14 protein-coding genes and 2 tRNA genes are annotated in these 15,573 nt (G+C 69.8%); 10 read left to right on the top strand and 6 right to left on the bottom strand.

What is annotated here, in order from left to right:
- Positions 1-7: 7 nt before the first annotated feature.
- Positions 8-823 (bottom strand): ANTAR domain-containing protein, encoded by an 816-nt coding sequence (locus PV396_RS39655; RefSeq protein ID WP_319213187.1) that lies wholly within the window; start codon positions 821-823, stop codon positions 8-10.
- A 130-nt stretch (positions 824-953) separates the two neighbouring features.
- Here PV396_RS39655 and PV396_RS39650 point away from each other — a divergent pair, with 130 nt between their 5' ends.
- From PV396_RS39650 to PV396_RS39640, 3 genes are all read left to right on the top strand, one after another.
- The gene (locus PV396_RS39650; RefSeq protein ID WP_319213186.1) at positions 954-1,337 is read left to right on the top strand and encodes a helix-turn-helix domain-containing protein; all 384 of its coding nucleotides are present in this window, start codon (positions 954-956) and stop codon (positions 1,335-1,337) included.
- A gap of 32 nt (positions 1,338-1,369) precedes the next feature.
- Entirely contained in the window at positions 1,370-2,407 is a 1,038-nt protein-coding gene (locus tag PV396_RS39645; protein WP_319213185.1) for a DNA topoisomerase IB, read from the top strand.
- 65 nt (positions 2,408-2,472) lie between these two features.
- Entirely contained in the window at positions 2,473-2,754 is a 282-nt protein-coding gene (locus tag PV396_RS39640; RefSeq protein WP_416071563.1) for a hypothetical protein, read from the top strand.
- Between the two features lie 100 nt (positions 2,755-2,854).
- Here PV396_RS39640 and PV396_RS39635 read toward each other — a convergent pair.
- Together PV396_RS39635 and PV396_RS39630 are read right to left on the bottom strand one after the other, a co-directional pair.
- Positions 2,855-2,927, bottom strand: a tRNA-Glu gene (locus tag PV396_RS39635).
- 48 nt (positions 2,928-2,975) lie between these two features.
- Complete coding sequence (locus PV396_RS39630) at positions 2,976-4,598, bottom strand: metallophosphoesterase (protein WP_319213184.1); 1,623 nt, start codon at positions 4,596-4,598, stop codon at positions 2,976-2,978.
- Positions 4,599-4,713: 115 nt separating this feature from the next.
- Here PV396_RS39630 and PV396_RS39625 point away from each other — a divergent pair, with 115 nt between their 5' ends.
- From PV396_RS39625 to PV396_RS39600, 6 genes are all read left to right on the top strand, one after another.
- Positions 4,714-5,064: a metallopeptidase family protein gene (locus PV396_RS39625; RefSeq protein ID WP_319213183.1), complete on the top strand. Its 351-nt coding sequence runs from the start codon at positions 4,714-4,716 to the stop codon at positions 5,062-5,064.
- 901 nt (positions 5,065-5,965) lie between these two features.
- Positions 5,966-6,535 carry a hypothetical protein gene (locus PV396_RS39620; RefSeq protein WP_319213182.1) on the top strand — a complete coding sequence of 190 codons (570 nt, stop codon included), beginning with the start codon at positions 5,966-5,968 and terminating at the stop codon, positions 6,533-6,535.
- 231 nt (positions 6,536-6,766) lie between these two features.
- The gene (locus tag PV396_RS39615) at positions 6,767-9,004 is read left to right on the top strand and encodes a DEAD/DEAH box helicase (RefSeq protein ID WP_319213181.1); all 2,238 of its coding nucleotides are present in this window, start codon (positions 6,767-6,769) and stop codon (positions 9,002-9,004) included.
- A 224-nt stretch (positions 9,005-9,228) separates the two neighbouring features.
- Complete coding sequence (locus PV396_RS39610) at positions 9,229-11,334, top strand: FG-GAP-like repeat-containing protein (RefSeq protein WP_319213180.1); 2,106 nt, start codon at positions 9,229-9,231, stop codon at positions 11,332-11,334.
- A gap of 82 nt (positions 11,335-11,416) precedes the next feature.
- Entirely contained in the window at positions 11,417-12,952 is a 1,536-nt protein-coding gene (locus PV396_RS39605; RefSeq protein WP_319213179.1) for an amino acid permease, read from the top strand.
- Between the two features lie 120 nt (positions 12,953-13,072).
- Positions 13,073-13,145 (top strand) — tRNA-Lys (locus PV396_RS39600).
- Between the two features lie 144 nt (positions 13,146-13,289).
- Here the strand turns inward: PV396_RS39600 and PV396_RS39595 are convergent.
- From PV396_RS39595 to PV396_RS39585, 3 genes are all read right to left on the bottom strand, one after another.
- Positions 13,290-13,718: a DUF6907 domain-containing protein gene (locus PV396_RS39595; RefSeq protein ID WP_319213178.1), complete on the bottom strand. Its 429-nt coding sequence runs from the start codon at positions 13,716-13,718 to the stop codon at positions 13,290-13,292.
- Positions 13,719-13,778: 60 nt separating this feature from the next.
- The gene (locus PV396_RS39590) at positions 13,779-13,964 is read right to left on the bottom strand and encodes a hypothetical protein (RefSeq protein WP_319213177.1); all 186 of its coding nucleotides are present in this window, start codon (positions 13,962-13,964) and stop codon (positions 13,779-13,781) included.
- Between the two features lie 572 nt (positions 13,965-14,536).
- Entirely contained in the window at positions 14,537-14,833 is a 297-nt protein-coding gene (locus PV396_RS39585; RefSeq protein ID WP_319213176.1) for a hypothetical protein, read from the bottom strand.
- A 526-nt stretch (positions 14,834-15,359) separates the two neighbouring features.
- Between PV396_RS39585 and PV396_RS39580 the strand changes: the two genes are divergently transcribed.
- Positions 15,360-15,563, top strand: a complete 204-nt coding sequence (locus tag PV396_RS39580) for a cold-shock protein (protein WP_123439992.1) — start codon at positions 15,360-15,362, stop codon at positions 15,561-15,563.
- The last annotated feature ends 10 nt before the right edge of the window (positions 15,564-15,573 follow it).

Raw genomic sequence — 15,573 nt, 5'->3', positions numbered from 1 at the left:
GCCGTCCCTACGACTCTCCGCTGTGTGGGGTCGGCGCATCCCGTGCCGGCCGGAGGCCGGCGATCGCCTCGGCGATCTGCCGGCGGAACGCCTCGGGGAGTGCGTCGCCCGTGACCGCGTTGACGAGGGTGTCGGCCACGCCGTGCAGCTTGGTGTTGGTGTTCTGGGACACCGCCACGAGCACCTTCCAGGCGTCCTCCGCGCTCAGTCCGAAGGACGCCATGAGGACACCTCGGGCGAGGTCGATGACGGGCCGCGTCTGCATGGCCCGGCGGAGCTGGATCACCTCGATCCGCAGGTCCTCGTCGGTTTCGCTGAGCGGGGAGGCCGCCGCCCCGAGACCCAGGGCCGCGACAGCCGCTGTGGCCGTTGCAGAGGGCGTGTCCGGGGTCCGGCCGGAAGTCGCCTCGGCCTCGCCCGGCTCGGGCGGGCCGGCGAACAGGGGCAGGGTGCCGGTGATCGCGAAGAGCCGTAGCACCGCGCTGCCCGCCGACCGAATGGTGATGATCTTGCCTTCGTCGAGGGCGCGTCTGCGCACGCGCAGCAGGACGTTGAGCCCTGAGCAGTCGCAGAAGTCGACGCCGCTCAGATCGAGTTCGATGCCGCGCTCCGAACGGGCGAGGGCCTGGCGCAGGCCGTTGTGCAGTGCCTGCTCTGTGACGAGGTCGATCGCGCCGGTCACCACGACGAGCGTCGCATAGCCCTCGGGGCGGGTCTCGATCCCGATCAGGGGGGCCTCGGCAGCGCTCTCGGGAGGGGCGAGCGGTGCGAGGGGGACTTCGTCCGCCACCGTGAGCTGCGTGGTAACTGCGCGGTCTGACATTGCGCACTCCGTAGTCATCGGGCAGTTCGTGGCCCTTCAAGCGTCGGTCCGACGGTCTCATACGTCAAGGGATACACGAAATTTGATTCACCCTTTTGAATACGTGAATAGTAGGGCCTATGCTGGCGTCATGCGCGAAGTACCCGAGTCACATACCGGTTGGACGTTCCTCACCAACCACTCCCGTGTGCTGGCCGCGATCGCGGAGAACCCCACCATCCGCATCCGTGACATCGCCGCCCGCTGCCGGCTCACCGAGCGTGCCGTCCAGAAGATCGTTTCCGATCTGGAGGGGGCCGGTTATCTCACCCACACCCGTCAGGGTCGCTCCAACGCGTACCGCATCGAGGACGGGACCATCCTGCGTCACCCCGCCGACGACGGTCTGAGCGTGGCGCAGCTGCTGTCCCTCCTCGCCCGGCACGACGTCGAGCACGGCGAACATACGGACGGGGCTCGACGTGAGCTCCAGTCGACGGCCCCGCACGCGAGAAGCCCCGAAGACGACCAGTGACTCGTACGGCGTGATCGGGGAACCCGGGCGCCATGAACGGGCGTTCGGCGCGGCTGCGGAGAAGTGACTCCGAAGGCCCCGGGATCACCAGGACCCGCTGCGGTGGAGGCTTCCGCTACCGGGACGCCGCCGGACGGCCCGTCACGAACGCGGCGGAGATACGGCGACTGCGGGAACTGGTCGTGCCGCCCGCCTGGCAGGACGTGTGGATCTGCCCCTGGCCCAACGGGCACATCCAGGCCATGGGCACGGACAGCGCGGGACGCCGCCAGTACCTGTACCACCAGAGGTTCCGCGAACAGGAGGAAGCGGCCAAGCACGACCACGTCCTGGCGGCCGCGAGAACCCTCCCCGAACTGCGCTCCCGGGTGGCCGAGGACCTCGCCGCGCCCGGACTGACGCGGGAGCGCGTGCCGGCCTGCGCGGCACGGCTGCTCGACCTCGGCTTCTTCCGGATCGGCAACAAGTCCTACCGGCGCGACAACGACTCGTACGGACTGACCACCCTCCTCAAGGAGCACGCGTCGTGTCGGCGTGGGGAGGTCCGCCTCACCTTTCCCGCGAAGAGCGCCAAGGAGCAGTCCCGGACCCTGGTCGACGGCCCGGCCTACCGGGCCCTGTGCTCGCTCATGCGCCGCAGCGGCGGCGGCCCCCGGCTCTTCGTCTACCGGCAGGGGCAGGACTGGCACGAGGTGCACGCGGACGATCTGAACACCTGCCTGCGCGAGTGTCCGGGCACCGACCTCACGGCGAAGGACTTCAGGACCTGGCACGCCACCGTGCTCGCCTCCGTCGCCCTCGCCGTGTCCGTACAGGTCTCCCGGGGGTCCAGGACGGCCCGGAAGCGCGCGGTGACCCGTGCGGTGCGTGAGGTGAGCGAGTACCTGGGCAACACGCCCGCGGTGTGCAGGGCGTCCTACATCAACCCCCGGACGGTCGAGCTCTTCGAACAGGGCCGGACCATCGCCCCCGTCCTCGACCGGCTGGGCGCCGAGGCGTCCTTCGGGCACCCCGCAACCCAGGGCGAGATCGAGGCGGCGGTGCTTCGGCTGCTGGACGGCGGGTCTTAGCGCGCGCCCGCCCGGGTACCCGGAGTGCGACCGCTCCCGCCGACGAGAGACGAACGGACAGAACCGTGAACGACTACCGCAACAACACCCCCGGCGACGACGGCGAGGAAGCACAGCACCCGGAGTCCTGGCAGAAGCCCGTTCCGAGGGACCTGCCCGACCAGCAGGCCGGCGCCGAGGAGGACCCCTGGGAGGTCGAGGACAATCCGGCGGACGACACCCGGGCGCCCGAGCGGCCCGACCCGGAGGTCCCCGACACGGACGAGGCCGGCACGGGTCGGCGGGGCGCGCCGAACTCCGGCAGCGGGCGCCCGGACCACCCCGTACCGGACGAGCCGACTGCCTGACGGGGCCCGCAACACCCGTAACGCACGAAATGGCGGCCATCCCTGAAGGGGGATGCCGCCAACCGTATTTACCCGAACATGTCCGGCTTGAACTTCTCTGTGCCCCCAACGGGATTCGAACCCGTGCTACCGCCTTGAAAGGGCAGCGTCCTGGGCCGCTAGACGATGGGGGCGAGGACGTGAGAAGCATAGGTGATGCCGGGGAGCTTCGCCAAAACGGTTTACGGGCTCGGGTTCGGGCTCGTCCGCGGGCTCGTGGGGGAGGACGGCGAAGGTGAGGGAACCGGTGTCGCGCCCGGCTGGTTCTCCTTCGGCAGATGGCGGCTCACCTCCGCCGTGGTCAGCCCGAGGCCGCCGAGTTTGATCTCGTCCCAGGCCTGGAGGCGACGGGTGTCGCGGTCCAGGTAGAGGACGGACGCCTCGATCTGGTCCGGGTTCTTCTTCTCCAGGGCGCGCAGTCCGCTGCCGCCCGTCGAACCCTCGATGCGCAGCCGGGTGCCCTTCGGCATGACCTCCATCTCCGCGTGGTGGAGATGTCCGGCCAGGACGAGCGGCACCACGCCGTCCGTGCGCCGCGCCGCGTCCGGCTCGTGGGCCATCGCGATGTCGACCGGGGTGCCCAGGGTCCGCTGGTCGCGGATGGCCGACGCCAGCCGGTCGCCCGCCAGTTGCTGGTCCCGGCCGCCGTCCTTCTCGCCCGCCGAGCGGTCCGGAGTGAACGCCGGGTCGCCGATGCCGGCGAAGCGCAGCCCGCCGACGTTCACCGACTGGCCGTCGTCCAGGACCCGCACGTTCTTCATGCGCTGGAGATAGCGCTGGGTGAGCCGCGAGTCGTGGTTGCCGCGCACCCAGACGTACGGGGCGCCGAGGTCCTTGATCGGGTCCAGGAAGCCGTTCTCGGCGGCCGTGCCGTGGTCCATGGTGTCGCCGGTGTCCGCGATGACGTCGATGTCGTACTGCTCCACCAGCGACGCGATGATCTTCCAGCTCGCCGGGTTGAGATGGATGTCCGAGACGTGCAGGACGCGGATCGTTGCCGGGTCGGGCTGGTAGACCGGGAGCGTGGACGTGACGTCGTACAGCTTCGTCACGTTGGTCACCAGGCGGGCCAACTCCTTCTGGTAGACGTCGAATTCGGTGACGATGTTGCGCGCGTTGCCGACCAGCGAGGGCGCCGAGGACAGGAGCCCGGAGAACTTCGGCTCCAGGACCGACTTGGGGTTCCAGGTCGCGTACGCCGTCCCTCCCGACGCGATCAGGAGGGTCAGGGCGAGGCCGCCGGCCGCGAGGGCGCGGCGGGGGCGGCGGTAGACCGCGAGGCCGAGGGCGGTGGCGCCGGACACGACGGCCACGCAGGAACGTACGGCCAGGTCGAGCGTGCCGTGTCCGACGTCCTTGGCCACCTCGTCCTGGAGGCCGGAGAGGCGTTCGGGGTGGTCGACGAGGGCCTGCGCACGCACCGGGTCCAGCTGGTCGACGTTGACGTCGAGGCGGACGGGGGCGGTGTGGCTGCTGAGTTCCAGGGCGCCCAGCGGAGAGACATTGATCTTCGTGCCGCCGGTCAGGGACGGCCTCAGGGTCATCGTGGTGTTCATCGGGCCGACCGGCGCGCGTACGTTGCCCACGATCAGCAGACCCAGCCAGGCCCCCAGCAGGACCACCGCGACCAGGCCGAGCGCGCGGGTCCAGGGGTGCGGCGGATGGACCAGCTCGGCGGCGGGGTGTGCGCGCCGGGCGCGGAAACGTCCGGTGAGCCCGTCGAACGCGGACAGAGGGCCGGGGAGCGGGCGGCGGGTGGTGCGGGGGTTGTCGGGGGGCGGGGAGTCGGCGGGTACGCGTGCCATTGGTCCCGTATGCCCAGTGCGCGGCGCGGCTAAGCGGGGTGGCTGTGGGTGCGGCTTTCCGGAGAGCTCGGGTCCGTCACCCCCGTACTGGCGGCCCGTACCGGACAATGGGCGTGTGCTGGAGATGACGCGCGAGGAGTTCGAGGAACTGGTGGCCGAGGCCCTCGACCGGATTCCGCCGGAGCTGACGCGGCTGATGGACAACGTCGCGGTGTTCGTCGAGGACGAGCCCCCGAAGGACGATCCCGAACTGCTCGGGCTGTACGAGGGGACGCCGCTGACCGATCGCGGGGAGTGGTACGCGGGGGTGCTGCCCGACCGGATCACCATCTACCGGGGCCCGACCCTGCGGATGTGCGACAACCGGGAGGACGTGGTCGCGGAAACGGAGGTGACCGTCGTGCACGAGATCGCCCACCACTTCGGAATCGACGACGAGCGGTTGCACGCACTGGGGTACGGCTGAGGGGACGCCGGGGGCGTGGGGGCGGGGGTCGTGGGGGGCGGGGAGCCTCGGTGCCCGGTGCCCGGTGCCCGGTGCCCGGTGCCCGGTGCCCGGTGCCCGGTGCCCGGTGCCCGGTGCCCGGTGGGCTGGTGGGCTGGTGGGGCCGTGGCGCCGGAGGTCGTGGGGCCCGTGGGAGCGGGGGTCGTCAGGGTCGGGGAGCCTCGGGCCCGGTGGGGCCGGGGCACCGTGGGGCGTGGGGCGTGGGGCGTGGGGCCCGTGGGATCGGAGGCCGTGGGCCCAGGGGCCCAGGGGCCCAGGGCCTGGTGTGCTGGTGGGGCCGTTGCGCCGGGCCTTTGGGCCGGGGGCCGTGGGGGCCTGTGAGCTCGGGCCTGGTGGCCTGGGGGCCCGGCGAGCCTCGGGCCCGGTGGCCCGGTGGCCCGGTGGCCCGGTGGCCCGGTGGCCCGGTGGCCCGGTGGCCCGGTGGGGCCGTGGCGCCGGAGGGCGGGGGGCCGGTGAGCCTCGGGCTCAGGGCCCGGTGGCCCGGTGGCTGAGTGGGCTGGTGGGGCCGTGGCACCGGAGGGCGTGGGGTCCATGGGGCCGGAGGCATGGAGGCCGGTGAGCCTCGGGCCCGGTGAGCCTCGGGCCCGGTGGCCCGGTGGCCCGGTGGCCCGGTGGCCCGGTGGGTCGGGGGCGTGGGGGGCGTGGGGCCCATGGGGCCGGGGCTGAGAGGGGCGGTGAGCTTGGGCCCGTGAGGCCTGGAGGAGTCGGGGGTGTGGGGTCCGGTGGGGCCGAGGGCCGGGCTTCGGCGGGCCCGTGGGGCCGGGGGCGGGCGTGTGGAGGGTGTTGAGGGGCGCGTGTCTTCTTGTGTGCGACGGGAGTTGAGCACGTTGACTCCTCGACTCCCCACCGGAGGTGGCTGCCCGTGCGCCCCTTGCATGTACCTGTCCGTCTGGCCGCCACGGTCGTGGCGGTCGCCGCTGCCGCCGGCTGTATGAGCGTGGGCGACAACAACGACGGCGCCAGGGTCAAGCCCTCCCACTCCGCGGGCCAGAAGGGCGGCAAGGCACCCGACGGGGGGCCCGCGGTGACCGGCGGGGGCGGTACCGGGCGGGTCGGCGGGTCCGAGGGCGACGGCAAGCGGGGGCACGGGAAGGACAAGGGGAGCGTCAAGGGGGCCAGCGGGGCGCCCGCCACGCCGGGCGCCTCCCCGTCCGCCGGGCAGAGCGCGCCGGTGCCGGCGCCCGCCAAACCGGGCGGCGGGAGCAGTCCGGGGCCGGTCGATCCCGGCGTACCGACGCCGACGCACGCGCCTCCGACGCCGACGAAGACCGCCGAACCGGAGCCGACACCGCCGGTGGAGTCGCCGACCCCTCCGCCTCCGCCGCCCCCGCCGTCGTCCCCGGCCGCGGAACCGTCGTCCTCGGTGCAGCCGCAGGCCCAGCCGCAGCTGGTGACGCGGGAGCCGGCGCCGGAGGCCGGATCACCCGCCTGACCCTGTCTGACCTTGCCTGACCTGCGGGGACGGTATCGATTTGCCTAAGGGGGAGGGGGGTGCGTATGGTAGTAGATCGTTTGATCCCATTGCCTGGCGCCTTAAAAGATGCGCGCCGCGTGTGGCGCGTACTCTCCCCAGCCGTGGCTGACCGCATTGAGGCGGTCGAATTGCGAAATCACGGAGTTGACGGGCGCGTGCCGACGAGACTCCGGAAGGTTTCGCATTCGCATGTCCATTTCCAGTACTGATCACATCGTCGTGCCCGAGAACGACGAGGTCATCGACCTCATCGAGACGGCCGACACCGACACCGACGCCGCTGACACCGACCTCGAGGCCGGCGAGCCGCAGCTCTCCTTCGGTGACCTCGGTCTCCCCGAGGGCGTCGTCCGCAAGCTCACGCAGAACGGTGTGACCAGCCCCTTCCCGATCCAGGCCGCGACCATCCCGGACGCCCTGGCCGGCAAGGACATCCTCGGCCGGGGCCGCACCGGCTCCGGCAAGACCCTCTCCTTCGGTCTGCCGCTGCTGACCAAGCTGTCCGAGGGTCACACCGAGAAGAAGAAGCCCCGCGGCATCATCCTCACGCCGACCCGTGAGCTCGCGATGCAGGTCGCGGACGCCCTCCAGCCGTACGGCGACGTCCTCGGCCTGAAGATGAAGGTCGTCTGCGGCGGTACGTCGATGGGCAACCAGATCTACGCCCTCGAGCGCGGCGTCGACGTCCTCGTCGCCACCCCGGGCCGCCTGCGCGACATCATCAACCGCGGCGCCTGCTCGCTGGCCAACGTCGAGGTCGCCGTCCTCGACGAGGCCGACCAGATGTCCGACCTGGGCTTCCTGCCCGAGGTCACCGAGCTGCTCGACCAGATCCCGGGCGGCGGCCAGCGCATGCTGTTCTCGGCCACCATGGAGAACGAGATCTCCACGCTGGTCAAGCGCTACCTGAGCAACCCGGTCACGCACGAGGTCGACAGCGCCCAGGGCAACGTCACGACGATGTCCCACCACATCCTCATCGTGAAGCCCAAGGACAAGGCGCCGGTCACCGCCGCGATCGCCTCCCGCAAGGGCCGCACGATCATCTTCGTCCGCACGCAGCTGGGCGCCGACCGTATCGCCGAGCAGCTCTGCGACTCCGGTGTGAAGGCCGACGCGCTGCACGGCGGTATGACGCAGGGCGCGCGTACCCGTGTGCTCGAGGACTTCAAGAAGGGCTACGTCAACGCCCTGGTCGCCACCGACGTCGCCGCGCGCGGCATCCATGTCGACGGCATCGACCTGGTCCTCAACGTGGACCCGGCCGGCGACCACAAGGACTACCTGCACCGCTCCGGCCGTACCGCTCGCGCGGGCCGCTCCGGCACGGTCGTGTCCCTCTCCCTGCCGCACCAGCGCCGCCAGATCTTCCGCCTGATGGAGGACGCGGGCGTCGACGCCTCGCGCCACATCATCCAGGGCGGCGCGGCCTTCGAGCCCGAGGTCGCCGAGATCACCGGCGCCCGTTCGATGACCGAGGTCCAGGCGGAGTCCGCGGGCAACGCGGCCCAGCAGGCCGAGCGTGAGGTCGCGCAGCTCACCAAGGAACTCGAGCGCGCCACGCGCCGGGCCTCCGAACTGCGTGAGGACGCCGACCGGTTGACCGCGCGTGCGGCGCGCGAGCGCGGCGAGGACCCGGAGGCCGCTGTGGCCGCCGTGGCCGAGGCCGCTGCCGCCGCCGTCGTCGCGGAGGTCGCCGCCGAGGAGCCGGTCGTCGCGGAGGCGCCGGTTCGCGAGGAGCGCCAGCGCCGTGACGAGCGGGGCAACTACGAGCGCCGCGAGCGCCCGTCTGGTGGCTTCAACCGTGACAACGACCGTGGTGGCCGTTCGTTCGACCGTCGTGACGAGCGCCCCTCGGGTGGTTTCCGCCGGGACGACCGTCGTGACGGTGGCGAGCGTGGCGGCTTCCGCCGCGACGACCGCCCGTCGGGCGGCTTCAACCGTGACAACGACCGTGGTGGCCGTTCGTTCGACCGTCGTGACGAGCGCCCCTCGGGTGGCTTCCGCCGCGACGACCGTCGTGACGGCGACCGCTCCACCGGTGGCGGTTTCCGCCGTGACGACCGTCCCTCGGGCGGCTTCAACCGCGACAACGACCGTGGCGGCGACCGTGGTGGCCGTTCGTTCGACCGTCGTGACGAGCGCCCCTCGGGTGGCTTCCGCCGCGACGACCGTCGTGACGGCGACCGTCCCACCGGTGGCGGCTTCCGTCGCGACGACCGCCCGTCCACCGGCCACCGTGGCAGCGACCGCCCCTTCAACCGCGACCGCCAGGGCGACCGCCCCACCGGCGGCGGCTTCCGCTCCGGCAGCCACGACCGCCCGTACGGCCGCCGCGACGACCACCGCGGCACGGGTTCGGGCTCCGGCTCGGGCTCGTCCTACGGCCGCCGCGACGAGAAGCCGCGCTGGAAGCGCAACGGCTGATCGCCGGCCGGTTGATCGCAGTCTGATCGCCGACTGATCTCTGACTGATCTCTGAAGGGCCCGTACGACTTCGGTCGTACGGGCCCTTCGTCGTTCCGGAAGCCTTCCCGGGTCTTCCAACTGCCCGTTGGTAGGCTCCCGTTGTCCTGCAAAGGGCATGTACATCTCATACTCACCCGCTGTCGCGGGTCGAGGGGCTGGGGGGCCATGTGAAGGGTCGTAAATTGGTACGCCGTCGCGCGATCGGACGGCGCGGAGGCGCGGCTCTGACCGCGTTCGTCGCTGCCGTCGCCGTGGCGGCTCCCGCGGGGGCGGCGGACTCGCCGATGCCGTTGCAGACCGGCGGGGTCCTGGGGTTCGACTACACGGGCGGTGTACTCAGCACGGTGGAGAAAGCGCCCAACGGCTCCCCGTACGTCACCAACCGTCAGATATCGGCAGACGGCAGCAAGGCAGGCGAGCGCGACTACCGGGGCTTCGCCGGTACCTTGGCGGGCGGCCGGCATGTGAAGGAGGTCGCGTGCGACGCCGGTTGGTGTGTGCCGCTGCGGGGAGCGGGGAACGGCGATGTCGGCTACTTCTCCGTGGACGGGGGTAAGGAATCAGCGCAGCTCTGGCTGAGCGAGAACAGCCTTAACGGGGCCGACGAACCCGCTGTCACCGGAGGCCGTTTCATCGACTACACCGGGCGCTACTACATCTACAACGCGACGTCGACCGGCAAGCAGTACGTCGACGCCACACAGGAGCTGCGGTCGCAGAACGTCCGGCTCACCCGCTCCATCACTGCCGCCTCCGTCTGGGGCCAGCGGCTGTGGACGCCCGGGTCCGGTGCCGGCACGGTCACCGCGTACGACCTGGAGCGGAAGCGGACCGTGGAGACGATCGCGACGGGCGCGCCCTGCACGGTCAAGGAGCTCCAGGTGGTGAGCCGTTGGATCTACTGGAACTGCGGGCCAACAGGTGCGGCGGGTGCGTACGACCGGGTGGCCAAGCGGAAGATCACCGTGCCGTCGGGCCCCGCGCTCGTCGGCGACGGATACCTCGTGCGGCACGACCGGACGGCCGGGAAGCTGCTGCTGACCGACTTCCACGCCGGTACGGCCGCTGCCCCGCGAGAGATCGCCGACCTGCCGGCCGGGAACACCGCCGACCAGCGGCGGCTGACCTGGTCCGTGGACAAGTTCGGCGGCGACATCGCGTATGTGGACGCGGGCAAGGTCGTGCACGTCGTGCAGAGCGGGGTGCCGTCGCAGCCGCTCGCGGTGATCGAGTCGGACGTCGACGACGACGACGCGAACGCGAAGAACGATATCTGGGCCAGCACCTGGCAGCTCAGCAAGCCGACCGCGTGGACATTGGCGCTGAAGGACGCCCGCGGTCGTGTCGTGCGCACCCTCACCGGGACGGGCACTGAGGTGGCGGCCACCTGGGACGGAAAGACGGACACGGGCACGTACGCGTACAACGGGGCCTACACCTGGGCGCTGACCGCGAAGGCGACCGAGGGCACGGGGACGTACACGCAGAGCGGCGCGCTCGGGCTGGCGGGTGCCCGGACCGGGCACCACGACCTGGGCGGCTACAGCTATGGCGAACTGGTCACGCTCAACTCCTCCGGCGCCCTGACCGTGCATTACACCAGGGGCAGGGGCACCCTCGACTTCAGGTACTCCGCCTCCGGCTGGCCCGCCGGCACCACCGTGATCCCGTTCGGCGACATGGGCGCCGACCGGTGCGCCGAACTGCTGGTGCGGATGCCGAACGGGGAACTGCGCCGGTACGCGGGCAACTGCGGTGGCTGGTCGTACGGGCCCGGGAGCAACCACGCCTCCCTCGGCACAGGTTGGAACGCCTACAACGTGCTCACCGCACCCGGCGACCTGACCGGTGACGGCCGCACCGACCTGCTGGCGCGCAAGGCGTCCACCGGGGACATGTACCTCTTCGCCAACAACGGGGCGGGCAAATTCAGGGCGGGCGTGAAAGTCGGCTCGGCCTGGAATGGCTACACGAGGATCGTGGGTGCGGGCGATCTGACCGGCGACGGCTTCGGCGACGTACTCGCCCGGGACACGGCGGGGTCGCTGTGGCGGTACGACGGCGCCGGCGACGGGACGCTGAAGGCCCGGGTGAAGATCCTTTCCCAGTGGGGTGCCACCTACAACGCGGTCGTCGGCGTCGGTGACATCACCGGCGACGGACGAAACGACCTGGTCGTGCGTGACACGGCCGGGAACCTGTTCCGCAATCCGGGCCTCGGGAACGGGTCGTTCGCGCCGCGGGTCAAGATCGGCAGCGGCTGGCAGGGGTACAAGGGGCTGTACTAGAGGTTGGTTCAGGCCATACACGGACTATTTTCGGTCGCCCTGTGACGCATGTCATACCCCCGGCGAGGGAATTGCTGGGGGCATGACAGATGACGCCATGACGACTGGGCTGACGGACGAGGAACGGCTTGCCCAGCTCGGTTACACCCAGGTCCTCGCCCGCCGTATGTCGGCGTTCTCCAACTACGCCGTGTCCTTCACGATCATCTCGGTCCTGTCGGGCTGTCTGACCCTCTACCTGTTCGGCATGAACACCGGCGGCCCGGCCGTGATCACGTGGGGCTGGGTCGCCGTAGGGCTCATGACCCTCTTCGTCGGGCTGTCGATGGCCGAGATCTGTTCGGCCTATCCGACCTCCGCCGGCCTGTACTTCTGGGCGGCCCAGCTCGCTCCCCCTCGTACCGCCGCCGCGTGGGCCTGGTTCACGGGGTGGTTCAACGTGCTCGGGCAGGTCGCGGTGACCGCCGGCATCGACTTCGGGGCGGCCTCCTTCCTCGGGGCCTATCTGAACCTCCAGTTCGACTTCGAGGTCACCCCGGGCCGTACGATCCTGCTCTTCGCCGGGATCCTCGTCCTGCACGGCCTCCTCAACACCTTCGGCGTACGCATCGTGGGGCTGCTGAACAGCGTCAGCGTGTGGTGGCACGTGGTGGGCGTGGCCGTCATCGTCGGCGCGCTGACGTTCGTACCGGACAAGCACCAGTCGGCGTCCTTCGTGTTCACGGAGTTCGTGAACAACACGGGCTGGGGGAGCGGCGTCTACGTGGTCGCCCTCGGGCTGCTGATGGCCCAGTACACCTTCACCGGCTACGACGCCTCCGCACACATGACCGAAGAAACCCGGGACGCCTCCACGGCGGGCCCCAAGGGCATCGTCCAGTCCATCTGGACCTCGTGGATAGCCGGCTTCGTCCTGCTCCTCGGCTTCACCTTCGCCATCCAGTCGTACGACGGCGCCCTGAACTCCCCGACCGACGTACCGCCCGCCCAGATCCTGCTCGACGCGCTCGGCGCGACGGCCGGAAAGCTGCTCCTGCTGGTGGTGATCGGTGCCCAGCTGTTCTGCGGCATGGCGTCCGTCACGGCCAACTCCCGCATGATCTACGCCTTCTCGCGTGACGGCGCCATCCCCTACTCCCACCTCTGGCACACAGTCAGCCCCCGCACCCGTACCCCGGTCGCGGCGGTCTGGCTGGCGGCTTTCGGCGCACTGGTCCTCGGCCTCCCCTACCTGATCAACGTGACGGCGTACGCGGCCGTGACGTCGATCGCCGTGATCGGCCTCTACATCGCGTACGTCATCCCGACGCTGCTGCGGCTGCGCAAGGGCGAGGCGTTCCAGCGGGGGCCGTGGCACCTGGGCCGGTGGTCGCGGGTGATCGGCGTGGTGTCGGTGGTGTGGGTGGCCGTGATCACGGTGCTGTTCATGCTGCCCCAGGTCGCGCCGGTCACGTGGGAGACCTTCAACTACGCCCCGATCGCCGTACTCGTGGTGCTGGGGTTCGCGGCGCTGTGGTGGGTGGCTTCGGCGCGGCACTGGTTCCTGAACCCGGACCACGAGCGCACCCGGGCGCGGGAAGCGGCTCGAAAGGGGGCTCCCGAACCGGTTGATCCGTAGCGAAGACGGCTATTTCACCGCCCGCTTGGCGCCCAGCTCTGACAACGACCCGGCCGTGTCCCCGATACCCGATCGGAGACACGGCCGGGTCCGGCTATGCTCGGGGGAGCAACATCGCGGGGACCCTTAGCTCAATTGGCAGAGCAGTGGACTTTTAATCCATTGGTTGTGGGTTCGAGTCCCACAGGGTCTACCGAGGTCAGGGCCGCTCTGTGGCTCTGAGCAGCAGTTTTGTGGCCCCGGCGGGTTCTCCTGGCCGGGGCCACACTGTGTGGAGTGCGACTGTGTGAGCGGGTGTGCCGACAAACAGCGTGACTTGTTCAGCCATCTCGTTGTTTCACGTGTCGCCGCCACAGGCACTCCTCTGTGCGGCATCGAAGGCGTTGGTGAGACCGTCGAGGCGGTCGGCAAGTGCCCGGAGCTGATCTGCGTGTGCCGTGAGTGTGTCCGAGAGCCGGCGCAGGTCGTGGGACCCGTGTGGATACCAGTCGCCATCCATCTCGACGTTGACGAAGGGGACGTGGCCGGGTGGGTGCTCGGTGAAGGGGCGCTGTTCGAAGCAAGTACGCAGAACCACCGCTGTGCCACGGCTGGTTGAGGTCGTGAATTCGTGATCAGGGCTCGCGTGCATGATGTCGACGCGGTAGCCGCCGGGCTGATGCTCTGTCTCGCTTCCGGTACACCAGTCAGGTTCCCAGACGGTGACAGGACCGTGGTCGCAGGTGGGGACAGTCACTGTCCGGGACGAGTCGTCGTAATCAGACACGAGCGGGTTCCCTGTTCCGGTAGTCATTGGCCCTGGGACGGCGTGGGGTGGGGCCCCAACTCATTCCTCGTTCAGGAGTTCAGCTGCGGCCTTCGGGTCCATGAGGGTCGACCAGGCTTGCTCGGCGGGAAGAAGAGGGCGGCTGGGTAGGGCGTACTCGGGGTACCAGCCGGTGGGATCGCAGCCGGGGACATGGCGCAGGATGACCGCGATGAGATCGTCAGGTACGGAGCCGGTGACGCGCACCGCAGCATAGGTCTCATGGCCGTCGTCGGCGCGTACGAGGATGCCGAGGCGGAAGGTGGGAAAGTCGACGGCGTGTTCATGCCCGTCCTGCAGTGATCCACGAGCGAGCCCCCGAACAGCCGCAGCGAGATGGCGGACAAGTCGGGCACCTGCTTCGAGTTGGTAGCGTCACGGTCGTTCTGGTCAGGGAGAAGATGCCCGACGTACGTCCTGGTGCTCAGGGGCTGACGGCTGTCGGCGTTGTAGCGGGCTCGTGCAGCCCTTGCCGTCGTCTCCAGGGCTGAGTAGAAATCGTCTGGTGACCCGTCCTCGCGTTGCCCCGCGGCGATGAGCCAGGGCAGATCTTCGTCGGTCCAGACCGCTCCGCGCCAGCGTTGGACCTTGACTTTGAAGAGCACCTCATCATCGACCGAGCGGATTCGCTCATGGCCGGCCTCGTCGTCGGCGAAGTGTTCCCTGGCCTTCGCCAGGATCGGATGATCCAGCTCATCCAGCGGTTCCCGGGCTGATGGAAGCGGTAGTTTCAGGTCCTCGCGGAGTGCGCGGAGGGTAGGTCGAGCAGGCCGCACGGATCAGTCGCCCTCGCCTGCTCCGCCGAGTTCCTTGATCCGCTCCGGCGAGAGTCCGGTGAGCAGAGAGACGCTCGATTCCACGGATCCGTCAAGCTTGCGCATCTTCTCCAGCATGCTGGCCCGAACTTCCTCGCGACGGATCTCCAAGTAGGTCCGAACGGCCTCCGCGACCAGGTCCTTCTTCGTCATCCCCAGAAAGTGGGCGCCGTCGGCGATCAGCTCGTCTATGGCTGCATCGACTTTCAACGGTGCTGTCGTCCGGGGTGTCCGACTGCGGGCTTCCTCAGTGATCCTCATGCTCACACCCTCTCTGGTACCAGAAGATACTCCTATACCTCTCTACTTACGAGAGGACTGCGCCGGCCGGATGGCCGCCTGCGCGTCCGACTCCGGCGACCGCGGCGCCATCCGGGTGGCGCCGGGATCCGGGCCATGCGGTCACGGAAGTCCGGGGAGACGTCGACGACGTCGGGTCGGGTGCTGCGGCGTTTTCGTCGGTCTCGTCTCCTGGGACCGGGCGGTTGTCGCCGGGGCGAGAGGGGACTGGTCGGTTCCCGGTCGTAGTCGGTCGGAGCGTGGTCGATTATCTGTGGCCGTGAGCTGAGATATTGGCGGAACGTGCGGGCAGGTTATTTGCCGCAATGAATAGTGCGGGATTAGTCACCCCGCCTATGGCGTTGCGGTGTGCTACTGTCGATCAGAGTTGCAGGTGTGGTTCCCGAAATTTGGATTTCCGGTCTTTTCCGGCGGGGTGATCATCGCAGCGACGCGGAGTCCGTACAGTGCGGATTGCGTATGCACTGCCCCCTGAAGGAGAAATGACATGGCTGCTGGCACCGTGAAGTGGTTCAACGCGGAAAAGGGCTTCGGCTTCATCGAGCAGGACGGTGGCGGCCCGGACGTGTTCGCCCACTACTCGAACATCGCCGCCCAGGGCTTCCGTGAGCTGCTCGAGGGCCAGAAGGTGACCTTCGACATCGCGCAGGGCCAGAAGGGCCCGACGGCCGAGAACATCGTTGTTGCCTGACGCTGACGCG

This window comes from Streptomyces sp. ME02-8801-2C (assembly GCF_033793965.1).
Taxonomy (GTDB): domain Bacteria; phylum Actinomycetota; class Actinomycetes; order Streptomycetales; family Streptomycetaceae; genus Streptomyces.
This window is presented reverse-complemented; position numbering and strand designations above follow the sequence as displayed.